13 protein-coding genes and 1 tRNA gene are annotated in these 13151 nt (G+C 61.2%); 10 read left to right on the top strand and 4 right to left on the bottom strand.

Going from position 1 to position 13151, the window contains the following annotated elements; genetic code table 11:
* Nucleotides 1-210: 210 nt before the first annotated feature.
* Nucleotides 211-292 (bottom strand) — tRNA-Ser (locus VGN12_16765).
* A 593-nt stretch (nt 293-885) separates the two neighbouring features.
* Here VGN12_16765 and VGN12_16770 point away from each other — a divergent pair.
* On the top strand, nt 886-1200 hold the full coding sequence (locus VGN12_16770; protein HEY4311106.1) for a hypothetical protein: 315 nt from the start codon (nt 886-888) through the stop codon (nt 1198-1200).
* A gap of 507 nt (nt 1201-1707) precedes the next feature.
* On the opposite strand, the gene VGN12_16775 is transcribed toward VGN12_16770, so the two are convergent.
* Nucleotides 1708-2343: a hypothetical protein gene (locus VGN12_16775; protein ID HEY4311107.1), complete on the bottom strand. Its 636-nt coding sequence runs from the start codon at nt 2341-2343 to the stop codon at nt 1708-1710.
* 284 nt (nt 2344-2627) lie between these two features.
* Here VGN12_16775 and VGN12_16780 point away from each other — a divergent pair, with 284 nt between their 5' ends.
* The 5 genes from VGN12_16780 to VGN12_16800 all read left to right on the top strand — a co-directional run bounded on the left by VGN12_16780 (nt 2628) and on the right by VGN12_16800 (nt 6189).
* A complete protein-coding gene (locus VGN12_16780) occupies nt 2628-2888 on the top strand; it encodes a hypothetical protein (protein HEY4311108.1) in 261 nt (86 codons plus the stop codon).
* Between the two features lie 204 nt (nt 2889-3092).
* The gene (locus VGN12_16785) at nt 3093-3434 is read left to right on the top strand and encodes a histidine triad nucleotide-binding protein (protein ID HEY4311109.1); all 342 of its coding nucleotides are present in this window, start codon (nt 3093-3095) and stop codon (nt 3432-3434) included.
* A gap of 252 nt (nt 3435-3686) precedes the next feature.
* A complete protein-coding gene (locus VGN12_16790) occupies nt 3687-4184 on the top strand; it encodes an RNA polymerase sigma factor (GenBank protein HEY4311110.1) in 498 nt (165 codons plus the stop codon).
* Entirely contained in the window at nt 4154-4780 is a 627-nt protein-coding gene (locus VGN12_16795; GenBank protein ID HEY4311111.1) for a hypothetical protein, read from the top strand. The genes VGN12_16790 and VGN12_16795 overlap by 31 nt, the downstream gene beginning before the upstream one ends.
* Nucleotides 4777-6189: a hypothetical protein gene (locus VGN12_16800; protein ID HEY4311112.1), complete on the top strand. Its 1413-nt coding sequence runs from the start codon at nt 4777-4779 to the stop codon at nt 6187-6189. The genes VGN12_16795 and VGN12_16800 overlap by 4 nt, the downstream gene beginning before the upstream one ends.
* 185 nt (nt 6190-6374) lie before the next feature.
* Here the strand turns inward: VGN12_16800 and VGN12_16805 are convergent, their stop codons facing one another.
* Complete coding sequence (locus VGN12_16805) at nt 6375-7442, bottom strand: redoxin domain-containing protein (protein HEY4311113.1); 1068 nt, start codon at nt 7440-7442, stop codon at nt 6375-6377.
* 407 nt (nt 7443-7849) lie between these two features.
* Between VGN12_16805 and VGN12_16810 the strand changes: the two genes are divergently transcribed.
* From VGN12_16810 to VGN12_16825, 4 genes are all read left to right on the top strand, one after another.
* Nucleotides 7850-8512, top strand: a complete 663-nt coding sequence (locus VGN12_16810; protein HEY4311114.1) for a DUF1326 domain-containing protein — start codon at nt 7850-7852, stop codon at nt 8510-8512.
* Nucleotides 8513-8734: 222 nt separating this feature from the next.
* Entirely contained in the window at nt 8735-9430 is a 696-nt protein-coding gene (locus tag VGN12_16815) for a hypothetical protein (protein ID HEY4311115.1), read from the top strand.
* A 51-nt stretch (nt 9431-9481) separates the two neighbouring features.
* Entirely contained in the window at nt 9482-10087 is a 606-nt protein-coding gene (locus tag VGN12_16820; GenBank protein ID HEY4311116.1) for a hypothetical protein, read from the top strand.
* 238 nt (nt 10088-10325) lie between these two features.
* The gene (locus tag VGN12_16825) at nt 10326-10892 is read left to right on the top strand and encodes an ATP-dependent Clp protease proteolytic subunit (protein HEY4311117.1); all 567 of its coding nucleotides are present in this window, start codon (nt 10326-10328) and stop codon (nt 10890-10892) included.
* Nucleotides 10893-10910: 18 nt separating this feature from the next.
* Here VGN12_16825 and VGN12_16830 read toward each other — a convergent pair whose 3' ends face one another.
* Complete coding sequence (locus tag VGN12_16830; GenBank protein ID HEY4311118.1) at nt 10911-13151, bottom strand: protein kinase; 2241 nt, start codon at nt 13149-13151, stop codon at nt 10911-10913.

A 13151-nucleotide genomic window follows, 5' to 3' on the forward strand; every position in this document is an offset into this window, starting at 1 on the left:
TTATCTACGTACGTCCGTTTAGATTCGCCATCGTGTGCCGGGCGGGGATCCACGAACGTCCACGGCTGTTTTCCGGCGCCCACCGTATCGGGTCCGCGAGATTGGCTACAACTTGGCTACATTTGCGCTGCGAAAATGGCATTCGGGGCGCGACCAGTGCGCAAGAAAAAGCCCCCGCAAGTCTTTGCGGGGGCTAGAGTTCGGCTAAAGCGGAGGGCAAGGGAGTCGAACCCTCAACCCCTTGCGGGGCACCTGATTTCGAGTCAGGCCGCTAACCATTCGCATACCCTCCGTGTGCCCGCGCCGAAAACGCCCTCGGCGCGAAACACGTATTGATGAATCTAATGTCGACGGGCGCTCCTTTCAAGGTTCGCCCGACTGCCCGAGCCCGGACAGGCGTATCAATCGTCGCTACTGGCGGGGTGTCGCGGTCGTGCCAGATCGTGTGGCACCTGCAGGACGACCAGGGGGTCGGCGGGCCAGAGCCGGGGCATTGCAACGTCGTTTCGGCCCAGCGGTGGGCCCTACGATCGTCACCGCTGGTCCAAGCGGTCTGTCGGACGGTAGTCAGTAGCGGCGTTCCGGGGCGCGCTCACTGTGCGGATTCTGGCGCAATGCGCTACGGTGTCGACGCCCGGGAAATGCTGCGGTTCGGCCGGCCTGGCAGGCCGATAGCTGTTTGTGCCCGGCCGTGGTTTCCTGCTGCACGGCTGGCTGTCCGACGGAGTCGGTGACTGGCGATGGAGCGCTGGCCGAGCGGCCACCTGCCCGAGATGATCGGGAAGGGTGCAAAATCGCCCGGCTGCATCGTACGCAGCAATGTCACGAACCGGCGGACCATGCGTGGGCGCCGGTTGTTCATCACAACCTGGCGACCCCCTGCTCATGGCCAAAGAACTGATCCGCGTTGTCACCCGTGCGGCCGATGGAACGATCCGCATCAAAGATTACAGCAAGGAAGACTCGCTCAAGAAGCTGCATACGCAAATCGGCGTCGATGATTGCAGCACGGACCTGGGCCTGCGCGGCCTGCCGGTGTTTCGCGGCCTGATTGGGCCGATGCCCGAGGGCAAGAACATCGTCCGTTACGAATCGCCCGAGGTCTTCGAGACGCTGACCAAGGAATGGAGCACGGCCAAAACGGCGCGTCGCCGCCGCACGAAGGCCCCGGTCGCCGAAATCGCCGCCGAGTCGATCTAGTCGCCCGCCCGCGAAGATGTTTGTCGAAGCGCGCGCCGTGGCGATTTTTGCACGGCGTGCGCGGGGGAGTTTCGTGATGACGTGCTATGCGAGGTGCTTCGCATATCTATGCGCGCTGCGGGTACGTGTTTGTGTCGCAAGAAGGCGAAGCGTGTCGTTGTGCGCACAGCCTACGACGTCGGGCGAGTAGGCAAACGTTCGAATCGATGCCTGCTTCGTTATGTCGCCCTTACAGGGATTCATCGTGATTTCTATGCCGAATACCTAGGGCGCTGCCCTAGGCTGATTTGTTTGACGCCTGCGGCGTCTGACAGATTTCGAATCGGCGTCATGCCTCGCGCGCGGCGTTGCAATCACTCGACGCCGATCACTTGCGTTGCATATTCGCGCGTCGCCTGAACGTGGCATTCTATCTGTCGCGTCGAATGCGACTTGCAGGCGCCTGTCAATCGACGAGCGTGAATACGCCAGCTGCGTGCGTTATAGCTCTGTCGATGCGCGTCGCAGTTACCGGCTGAGCTGCGTCTTCGAACCGGCGCTCACCGACGAATCGGCGGTCGATGAAGACGACGATCCCCCCGATATCGAGGGCGGGTTATCCAGCCGTGCCATGCCGCCATAGGTCGAGCCTGGCGTGCCGGTGGCCACGACGGCCGTGTTCGCGCCAGTGTTCGGGGCGACCACCTCGTGACGCACTACCTGGTCCTGCACCGTGTGCCAGGTCGTGACGGGCACGTGAACCGTTTCGGTGGTGGGAACCGTTTCGTAGCGCGTGACGGGCACCTTCACCACTTCGGTGCGAGATTCCCAACGCGTCGAAGGGACCGTCCGCTGTGCCAAGGTCGGCTGCTTGAACGGATTGTAGCGCCCTTGCCAGTAGCTTTCCGTGCGATATTCCGTCACGGGGACCGAGTAGGTGCGCACGACATCTTGCGTATCGGTGCGCCACTGGCCGCGCAACACGGTGCGCGAGCTGGCTTGCAATTGTGTGACCGGCATCTGGCGTTGGACCGTGTTGGTCGTTTGCCGGTAAGTGTGTCCGGAATTGGGATCCTGATAATAGCGCACGTCCTGCGCGCGGACGACTAGAGGACAGGCGAAAATCACCGCCAAGACCGCGGCGGAAAAAATGCGGCAGTGCATTGTTTTGCTCCCGACGTATTGATTTCCACGCAATTGCCTGACCGGCGGCGAATGGCCTTTGCCCCACTGGGCCGCCTTCCGGCAATCACGCAGCATGCATTGAGTCGGAGAATCCATCCTTGTGGGCTGTTCACGCCCCTGTCGTGGCTGCGGCCGGTTCCGAGCAAACGGATTTGCTGAGTTCCGGGCCGCTAGCAAGCCCTGGTCCTATATCGGCACGTTCCGTATAACACCGTTAATCCGGTTCCGCGCGTCGCTTGCTTTCACCCCCGAGAGTTGCCGCCGTGATCAGCGAAGAGCTGCTGTCGATCCTGGTTTGCCCCGACAATCGCACGCCGCTGGCGCTAGCGGACGAGTCGATGCTGCGCGCGCTGAACCAGGCAATCGCGGCCGGCAAGATCAAGGACCTCGCTGGCGAAGCTATCACCGAACAGTTGGCGGCAGCGCTCGTGCGGCAGGATCGCACCGTGGCCTATCGGGTCGTCGATCGGATTCCGATCCTGCTGCCCGAATCGGGCATCCTGCTCAATCAGGTCGCATCGTAGGGCACACCAGCCTGACGTGCGGCGAGGGTTTCTTTCGGTGTCGAAGACCCTGGCTGGCGCTGCAGGCTAGTGCGAGGGAATCACACTCGCTGCGGAATGTTTCGTCGCTGATGAATGCCATTCGACGGTGCAAGTCGAACGGTGTCATGCGGAATGCCAAACACTAGGGCAATCACACCATCTCGGTCGCGAGGCTCAGAAGCTATGTCGAAGACCATTTTCAAAAAGATCATCGACGGCGAGATTCCGGCGGACATTATTTATCAGGATGATCAATGCCTGGCCTTTCGCGATATCTCGCCCCAGGCACCCACGCACATCCTGGTGATCCCGAAGCGCGAGATTCCGTCGCTGAACGAGCTTTCCGACGCTGACGCGCAACTGGCCGGCCATTTGTTGCTGGTGGCGCGACGTGTGGCCCACGATGTGAAACTGACGGGCGGATATCGCGTGATCATCAATTGCGGTCCCGACGCCGGCCAATCGGTCGACCATCTCCACCTGCACGTTTTGGGGGGCCGTTCGCTCGCCTGGCCGCCGGGGTGAGTACTTTGCTGACGAGCTCACCGCGAAGGCACTGAGTGGAATCGCCGGAACTCCGGTGCCATTCGCTAGTTCGTGCTTTCTCGGCTTTTGCCGTCTAGATCTTTCTTCATCGCTGTGCCTTGGCGGCTATGTGGTGAAATCCTTCCCGCAGCGTGGGAAAATGGTCGTTGGGCGGCGTCTTTGATTGGGAACAGTCGCCCGATACGACTTGATCGCCACCCGATTCGCGAAGTCCCCAGGTCTCTGATAGCCATGCTCGGGCCGGAACCGCTGAGGCAATTGCTCGACGAGTACGGCGCTGCGCTCGTGCTGTACGCTCGGCAATGGTGCCGCGCGCCTGAGGACGTGGTGCAGGAGTCGCTCGTGCGACTGATCCGCGAAAAGCAGTTGCCGGAGAACATCGTGGGCTGGCTATTTCGGGTCGTACGCAACACGGCGATCAGCGCCTCGCGCAGCGAATCGCGTCGTGCCCGTCACGAAGCGGTGGCCGCGCGGCAATCGTCGCCGTGGTTCGTCGAATTGCCTGACGAGGCACTCGATGCGCAGGCGGCCGCACTGGCACTGGCCGCGCTGGCACTTGAACAACGAGAAACGATTGTATTGCGACTCTGGGGCGGACTGTCGTTCGAACAAATTGCGGAAGTGACCGAGACCTCGGTCAGTTCCGCGCATCGCCGCTACGTGGCCGGGCTGACCGCGCTGAGGGAAAGGGAAATACCATGCACGACCGAGATGAATCGAAAGAGATAAATCCGGTTGATCGTCCGGCCGAAGTACCGGCCGATGGGTTGCAACACTTGCCGACCGAGCTGCAATCGTTCGAGGCGGCGCTAGCGCAGCTGCGTCCTAGCGCCGCGCAGCTCGATCGGGATCGGTTGATGTTCTTGGCAGGGCAGGCGTCGGTCGAAGGCCGTGATTTGCGCGCGCGATCGGTGCTGATGCCCGCCTGGTTCTGGCCTGCTTCGTCGGCGGTTATGACCGGAGTAGCCGCGACGCTGTTATTGATGCTCGTGGGTCACGCCGATCCACTCGCTGAACAAGTCGGACAGGCGCCCACGCGTCCTATTCCGGTTGTCCGTGATCCGGTTCTGACCGACGTGCAAGACGGCGCCGCGCCGGCCGGCACCTGGACGATTCTCCGACAGCGACGTTTAGCGGATGATCTGTCGGGCTCCGATTGGCTGGCGCAAACCAGCCCCTCCCTGCCGGATTCGCAACCCATTGACGAAGGCGAGGATGTGTTTTCGGTCCGTTCGTTTCGCGAAATCCTGGACGAGATCGATACGTCCGCCCGTTCCAATCGTCGTCCCAGCTCTCATTCCTCCGTTCCAGGGGCCAAGTCATGATTCGTTGCACGGCATCGCTTTCTGCGGTTTTCTTTCTCGTTGTCGCGCTATTGAGCTGCACGATGGACGCGGCCCGCGCTGATGACCCGCCCCCACCAACGCCGCCCATCAAGCTGACGATCCACCCGATGGCAGCGCCGCGCCCGTCGCTGAAGTATCAATTGCTGCCCGAGTTTGGCCGCCGCATCGATGGCAATGCCGCGGTGTATTACGGCAAAGTCACGGCCGAACACATCGGCGTCTTCGGCAATCGCGAGTTGATCGAAAAGATCGAAAACTGGCGCGAATTGCCTCTGGCCGACTTGCGTAAGGACGATATCGAGATGCCAACGCAGGCGATCGAAAAAATGCTCGATCGAGCGGCGCGTTGTGAACATTGCGACTGGCAGTTACCGGTGCGCGAGGAAAACTTCTTCGAATTGCTTCTGCCCGAGGTCCAGCAGACACGGCAATTCGCCCGCTTTCTCGGAACAAGTGCGCGGATTCATATCGCACGCCATGAGTATGACGAGGCGATGAAGTGTTTTCAGTCGTCCTTGGCATTGGGACGCAACGTCGCCGAAGGTGAGACGCTGGTCAACGGGCTGGTCGGCATTGCGATTTGCGGCATCACGGTCGGTCAGTTGCAAACGTTTGTCGAGCAGCCTGACGCGCCGAACTTGTACTGGGCGCTGACGATGCTTCCGCGGCCGATGATCGACATGCGCCGAGGGATCGAGGCCGAAATGTATGGAGCCACGACCTTGTTCCCCGAGGTCCGTGACCTGGATGCCCAGCGCAGCCCGGACGAGTGGCGGCAGGCGCTGAGCGGATTCTGGCGGCGCCAGGCGAAGTATGCCAAAGAGGCGAACCAAGACGTCGGTTCTGCCGACGAGTTGCTGGAAGCCAGCTTGCGCGATTATCCGAACGCCAAACAAGCGTTACTCGACCGAGGTATGGCGGCCAAAAAAGTTGACGCGATGCCCGCAGCTCAGGTCATCTTCGTCGACATGGTCACATCTTTCGAAGATCACCGTGACTCGTTGTTCGAATGGATGTTCGTTCCCTATGCCGACGGCATTGACCGACTACTCGCCGAGCAGGCTGAGATCATGGAAGGTCAGCAGCGTAACCCGGCACGACTGCTAGAAAAGCTGCTAGTGCCGGCTGTCGCGGCGGCGTCAGCCGCCAACACCCGTCTTGATCGCGAGTTCGCCCTGCTCCGCATCGTCGAAGCACTACGGATTTATGGAGCCAGCCACAACGGCCGACTGCCCGAGAAGCTCAGCGATGTGACCGAGGTGCCGATTCCGGATGACCCGATCACGGGTAAGCCGTTTGAGTATCAACTGCAAGACGGGACCGCCACGATCACGCTAACGCCGCTCCCCGGTCGCCCCACGAAGTGGGAAATCAAGATGGAGCGATGAGAGAAGAATCACCACGGAGGCACTGAGTCACAGAGAAGACACGAATAAAAAAACCGGGATGGTGTGACTCATCCTCTGTTATTCGTGTGAATCGTAGTATTCGTGATTAATGGTCCGTTGTCTTCCAGATCTTCCTTTGCTCCGTGCCTCCGAGTCTCCGTGGTGAATTCTTCGCCACCTGTGCGTTACTTCTTGTGCAACAGTTCGCGACCGCGGCGGGCTGCTTCGCTGGTTGGTTGATCGTCGATGATCTTTTGGATGGCGGCGCGGGCTTTTTCGCGCACGACCGGCTTTGGCGAATTGGCCAGTTCGCGCTGCTTGTCGAATTGCTTCATTGCCGCGATCTCCTTGCGCAGCGCTGGATCCTTTGCCAGATCACGACGGGCGGCGGCCGCTTTGTCGCCGGCCGTGTAGCCGGCAAACCTGTCGGCCACGGCGACATAGCGCTCGTAGGCACGCAACTTGTTGCCGGCCGTGAGACTTTTTTCGGCGGCCTTTAGATCGCGCTCGCTGCGCTTGGTGACGAAGTCGGACAGCTTCTGCGCCGCGGCCTTAGTCTCGGGCTTGCGCGACGTGAGCGCCTTGGCGATTGTCGGACGCGCCTCGGCAAATTGACAGAATTCCAGATGTCGCCAGGCGGGCATCAAATCGTCGGGCATGTTCACAGGATCGACATTCCACTTCGCGCCGGTCAGTGCGCGTTCGATCGTGTCGTCCAGATCGGACCACGAGCCCGGCCGTAGATCCCCTTCGGCCGTGACGTATGCCACTTGCATAACATTCTGCAAGCTGATCTCGCCAAGGTCGGCCTTCTGTTCGAGCGATCGATCCAGATCGACGATGATCGGCCAGGTGAGATTCACGGCGCGGGCGTAGACCTCGACGTCTTGCTTGGGAGAGCCTGAATTCACCGCGACAAACAAGATCGGCTCGTTGTCATACTTGTGCGCCTTTTCCATGATCGATGGCCAGCGGGCGCGGCAGTTCGGGCAGTTCTCTTCGAAGAAGTACAAGAGCACCGCCTTGCCGCGCAGCGACGCGGCCGAGATTGGATCGCTGTTGATCCAAGTCGTGGGAAATTCGATCGTGGCCGGTGCTTCGTCCTCGTCCTCAGGCGATTCCTGCTTTTCGGACGAATCCTGCGCAAAGGTCGAGCGCACGCCCACGGCGGCGAAGAGATTCCACGCAATGACGCTAGCTGCCGATATCCGGCACGTCCAACGCCATGCGCGAGATGGCACAACTAACTTCATAACGACTGCCCCTGTTCCAATAAGGGTAGCGCGGGCCGAGATTGAAAACGTTCGCCAAGGCCCGCTCGTTCGCACAGTTTACCGCGCCGGGGAAATGGCCGCAGTGGCTGATGTGTAACAATCATGTATTCCCGATGTCTAAGAACTGCTGACGCATGGCGTGATTCGAGCCAGCAGAGCGGACGTTTTGCCGTCCTTTCGGGCGGTGGGTCGGGGCTAGCTGTGTGCGGGCAGTCTTTCTGGACCGTTCGCCGCGCGGGGGGTAGAATGCGGTCGTGACTCGAATGTCCATCGATCGCACTCTCCTGGTAGCTATTTGCCGCGCGTGGCGATGATCGTGCTGGTGGTGGAGAGCCGCGATTTTCTTACGCAACAAATCCTTGTCGATTCGTTTAGGAGAGCCGACCATGCTGCGCCTCTGCGGTCTGTCGAGCATCGTGTTGTTCAGTTTGGCGGCTGGTCTGTGCGCGGCAGAGATCCGTGGGGACTATGTCGAGATGCGCACCTGCGACGTCTACACCGGCCCCTGCTTTGCCAACTCGCAAGTTGGCCTCACCGGGAACCAGGCAATCCTGGCCTGGAGCATTGATTCCGGCAGCTATCAGGGAGTGGACCTGACAGGACTGAAAGTGGTGATGACCGTCCGGGCCAAGGACACGCTTGGCTTCGGCAGCGGTGTCGTAATCCATCCCGAGCCGATTCGTTCGGTGATCCTGGTCGACGAATCGGCCACGCCCGATCAGCAGCAGGCGTTGGCCTCGTTCGCGCGCGAGCGTGCCGGCCAGGTTGCCGGTGACGTGGTGCGGATCGCGGCAATGCCGATCGACCTGTCGATCGATCATGTGGATATGGTCGCGCGGCTGCAGGCGGGCAAGGAGATTCAAGTCGTGACGCGCAAGCTGGGCACGACTGATTGTGTCTGCTCGAACGAAAAGACGTTCTATCCGCCGTTGACCGTGGTCGAGAACGCAGCTCCGGCGTACACAGTCGATGCGTCGTTCACCGGGCGCGGCCTGGGCGCCCAGTGGTCGTCGCCGCTGACGCGCAGTGCCTATTTGGCGACATTCTAAATACGGCTCGACCTGTCGAGCGCGGTGGCCGTCGCGCCTGTTCGTGGGTGCTTTGCGCGGCAGTTTGGCGACCCGTCTGGGCGGGTCGATTCATGACTGGAAGCTGTCCGTCCGGGCACATACCAGGGGCATATCCGGCGTCGTTTCACGGCCTATAATTGACGGCTTGTTCGCCGGTTCTGGTTTCGATTCGTACGCCCCCCTCGTCGTGGAGATTTAGCTGTGATGAAGCTTTCTGGGTTTTTGGCGACGCTGGGAGTTTGCTGCTTGCTGGTAAGTTCCTCGCGCGCGGCGGACGATTACAAGGCGGCGGCAGCCGAGCAGGCATTGCCGGACGAGGTGGGGGCCGAGATTGGCAAGCTGATGGCGCCGAAGGCCACGAAGGTGACAAACGGCAAGCGCACGCTGTGCGAAATCTGGCTGCGTAACGCCGTGCCGGTGCAGACCGATTTCGCGCCGTCGGACACGGTGCTGTACCCCTTCGAGCCGGGGCAACTGGTGGGCGTGATCCGCTTCCCGCGCAAGATCACCGATTTCCGCAATCAAGAGATTGCGGCTGGCGTCTATACGTTGCGTTACGGTCTGCAACCGGTCGACGGCAACCATGTGGGCACCTCGGAAACACGCGACTTTCTGCTTCTCTCGCCGGCCCGTGAGGATAAGGACCCGGCCAAACTCGAAATGGAAGGGCTGTATAAATTCAGCCGTGACGCTGCCGAAACGACCCATCCGGCCATTATGCCGCTGCGGGCGCTGTCGCCTGATTTGGAACCTGAAAAAGTTCCGGCCATGGTGCATGAGGATGCGGGTGAATTGTGGAGCGTAATCGTCAAAGCGACGACGACCACTGGCAGCAGCGATGATCAAAAAGAGAGCAAGTTGCTGCAATTCATCGTTGTCGGTCATGCGGCGGAATAAGTGCGCTTCAGGAATCGTGGTGACGATTCGTCGAGAGATCCGAGTATGACGATGCGTTCCCGATGTTGGTACCACTGGATGCTGGTCGTCGTGTTATCGACCGGAACGGCCGCGCTATGCGTCGCGACGGCGTTATGGGTAACGACTACGCGGGGTGACGAGAACGCAAGCCCGGCCCCGGTAGCGGACAAGCCCGCGGCCGCAACGGACACTCCGGTTGCCGGCGCTCCCGATAGAGACTCTGCCAAGAGTGCCCCGGCCTATACGGTGCAGATGTTACAGGGGCGGCTCGTATGGATGGGCGAGGCGCTGGCCCGGCTGCACAAGATCGAGTCCGACGCGGATGCGGCCGAGACGCAGATCGCGCTCGAAACCAAGGATGGTCGGCTCGTACCGATTGTGAAGGATTTTCGCAGCCGTGGCTTCTGGCTCGACCCGCGCTTGCGGCAAAGCGAAGTCGAGCTCGAGGTTCGTCACTACGACAAAACGCCGGCTGTGCAGATTGTGCGCTGGTACGCGATCCGGCAGGGCCGAAAGTACGAGTTGGACTATTGGTGCGACATATGCGCGATCCCCATGTACGAATTGAAGACCTGCGACTGCTGCCAAGGTGAGATTCGGCTGCGCGAACGACCCGTGGACGAGAATGCGCCGTAGGCTTGGTGACATGCGCCTCTGCAGAGGGGCTGGCCTCTCCTTTTCGCTTGTGAGGCACGTTAGCGCAAGATATATCTGTATATAGGGATTTCGTTCACAAAACGCGGGAAATTTCGGCCTTCACGGGCCATGCGGAACTCGGGTCCTCGCGCCGTACTCGGACGTTCGGCCGCTGCGGGTTTCATTTCTTCCAGTTGCATCGCCCCGGCGATGAGCGGGCATTAAAGGCACACAATCCATGGATCATGGTGAGACGATCGAAATCGCGATGGTCGGCGATCTGACCGACTCGGAAAACGAACTCAGCAGCCGTTTGCTCGACGTGCCGCCGGGGGGCGAATGCACGTTGTTCATCGATTCGCCGGGCGGCAGCCCCTACTCGGGCTTGGCGCTCATGTCGTTGATTCTGCTGCGCGGCATCCGCGCTACAGGCATTGTCACCGGCGAATGCTCGTCCGCCGCGCTGTGGCCGTTCGCGGCTTGCTATCGCCGCATCGTGACGCCGTACAGCGTGCTGTTGTTCCATCCCATGAAGTGGCAAAGCGAAGAACACGTCGGGCTGGCCGAAGCAGCCGAATGGGCGCGCCACTTCGGGCAGTTGGAAACCGAAATGGACGAGGTGCTGGCCCGACTGTTCAACGTCTCGGACGAGGAAATGAGCCGCTGGATTCGGCCCGGGCGTTATATCTCGGGGCGCGAGCTGGCCGCGGCCGGCATGGCCGAAGTCGCGGATCTGAAGGCACTCTCGCTATTCGCGCGCAATGGCGCAGTGCGTGGCGGCAAACGCTCGAAGGTCCGACGATAGCCGATAACCTGTTCGGCCTTATTCGACCTGCCAAATACGTACGGCCCCGTCGCGTCCGCCGGATGCGACCAGCGTACCGTCGTGATTGAAGGCCACGGTGTGGATGCCGGTCTTGTGGCCGAGGAACGTCTCGAGCAACTCGCCCGATTGGGGATCCCACAGCTTGAGCGCGCCGTCGGTGCCGCCGGTAAGCAGCTTCTGGCCGTCGGGCGAATAGGCTACGGACCAGATATCGCCGTCGTGGCCGGACCATGAGTTGATTGCCTGCCCACTGGCCGGATCCCAGATGCGCACCGTCTTGTCCCAGCCGACCGACGCCAGGCGGCGTCCATCCGGTGAAAAGCTGGCGCCGTAAACGGGACCAGCGTGACCTTCCAGTGGCAGCTTCTGGGTCAGGGTTTTTGCATTCCACAGGCGCACTATCTTGTCGCTGCCACCGGTGGCCAGCGTCGCGCCGTCCGGCGAAATCGCCACGGTATACACGGCGCCGGGCTGTTGTGTCTCGGCATTCGGTTCCGTGGCATCCAGCAGCCACGAACGCAATCCGCCTTCGCGATCGCCGCCGAGCAACGACTGCCCGTCCGGCGCAAAGGTCAGTCCGCGCACGGCGCTGCGATTGGTAAAGGTCTTGACCGCTTCGGGCTGCGAGGTTTTCCAGAGCTTGATTAGCCCATCGTCCCCTGACGTAGCCAGTAGGCTTCCGTCCGGAGAAAATCGGCTGGCCCAAATGTTGCCGCGATGGGCATTGATCGTGGCCTTGATGCTTTGCGTCGGCACGTCCCACAAGCGGACTGTGCCATCTTCAACGGCCATCGCCACGATATCACTTTGAGGATCAAACGAGACGGACCACACGGCGCCGGCATTCGCGCTGAGCACGGCGACTGGCTCGGCACTGGCGATAGCATGCGGCGTAGCTTTCGGCCGGCCAGCTAAGAACATGCCAGCCAGCAATCCAAAAGCCAGAAACGCAGCACCAATGCCTGTGGCGATCAGCAAATTTCGCCCGGCGCGGCGCCGCGCTTCGATCTTGCAGACGGTCGGTACGTCCTCCGAAGACGTCTTCATCACAGCCCATTCGAACTCGAACAGTTCTGCCAGGTGCGCCGCCGATTGGATCCGGTCGTCGGGCTTTTTCGCCAACAAACGATCGATCGTGTCGGCCAGCCATTTGGGGATCGACGGGTTCAGTTCGCGCAGAGGCCGATGCTTGGTCTCGACAATCTGCTTCAGGATCGCCAGCGACGAATTACCGGGGAACGGCGGCTGACCGGCGCACATTTCGTATAGCACGGCACCCAGGCTGAAAATGTCCGAGCGCGCATCGGTCGGTTCCCCCATCGCTTGCTCCGGCGCCATGTATAGCGGCGTGCCGGGCACGAAGCCTGTGTGGGTGAGCCGGACATCTTCGACGACACGAGCCAGGCCAAAGTCAGTCAGCTTGACGCGATCCAGAGGCGCTTCGAGGAGGATGTTGCCCGGCTTGATATCGCGATGGATCAAACCTTGCGCATGGGCCGCGGCGAGCCCTTGCGCGGCTTGCATGCCGATCCGCACGACCTCGCGAAATGGAAGTTGCTTCTCGCGCGCCAACCGCTGCTCGAGCGATTCGCCCGCGATCAATTGCATCACCAGATAAGGCAGGCCTTCGTCGCCGGATTTTTCGACCTGGTGGACGGCTACGACGTTTTCATGTGTGATCGAGGCCGCGGCCCGCGCCTCGCGGCAGAAGCGCAGGCGCGACGTTTCGTCTCCCACCAAGTCGGGATCAAGCACCTTGAGCGCCACGTTGCGCTGCAGGCGCGAGTCGAATGCCTCGAGCACGACACCCATGCCGCCGCGCCCCAGGATGCGCATCACGTCGAAGTGCGCCAGCCGGCCGAGGTAAGCAGCGTCGCTAGCCGGCTGCAGAAACGCCAACGACAACTCGCGCGATCGCGCGACCGGCACCGGCGTTGTGGCGGCCAGTTGCCCCGGGGTCATCACAGCGCCCGACGCTGCACTCTGCGCGCTGCGCTGTGTGACATTGAGCGCCGGCCAATAGGCCGACGTGGCGAGCGGTTCGTCATCCGCATGTCGGCGCACGACGTCCGTGAGGTTCGAACCTCCGGTGGCCATGTTCTCCAGCTTGGCCTGGCAGCAGCCGCAGGTGTCCATGTGCCGCGTGCATTCGGTCAGCCGGTCGCTGGACAACGAGCCGTCGAGCAATTGATGCAGTTCGTTCGATTCAGGACAGGAATTATTATTGTTGTCAGTCAT

This window comes from Pirellulales bacterium (assembly GCA_036499395.1).
Classification (GTDB): Bacteria; Planctomycetota; Planctomycetia; order Pirellulales; family JACPPG01; genus JACPPG01.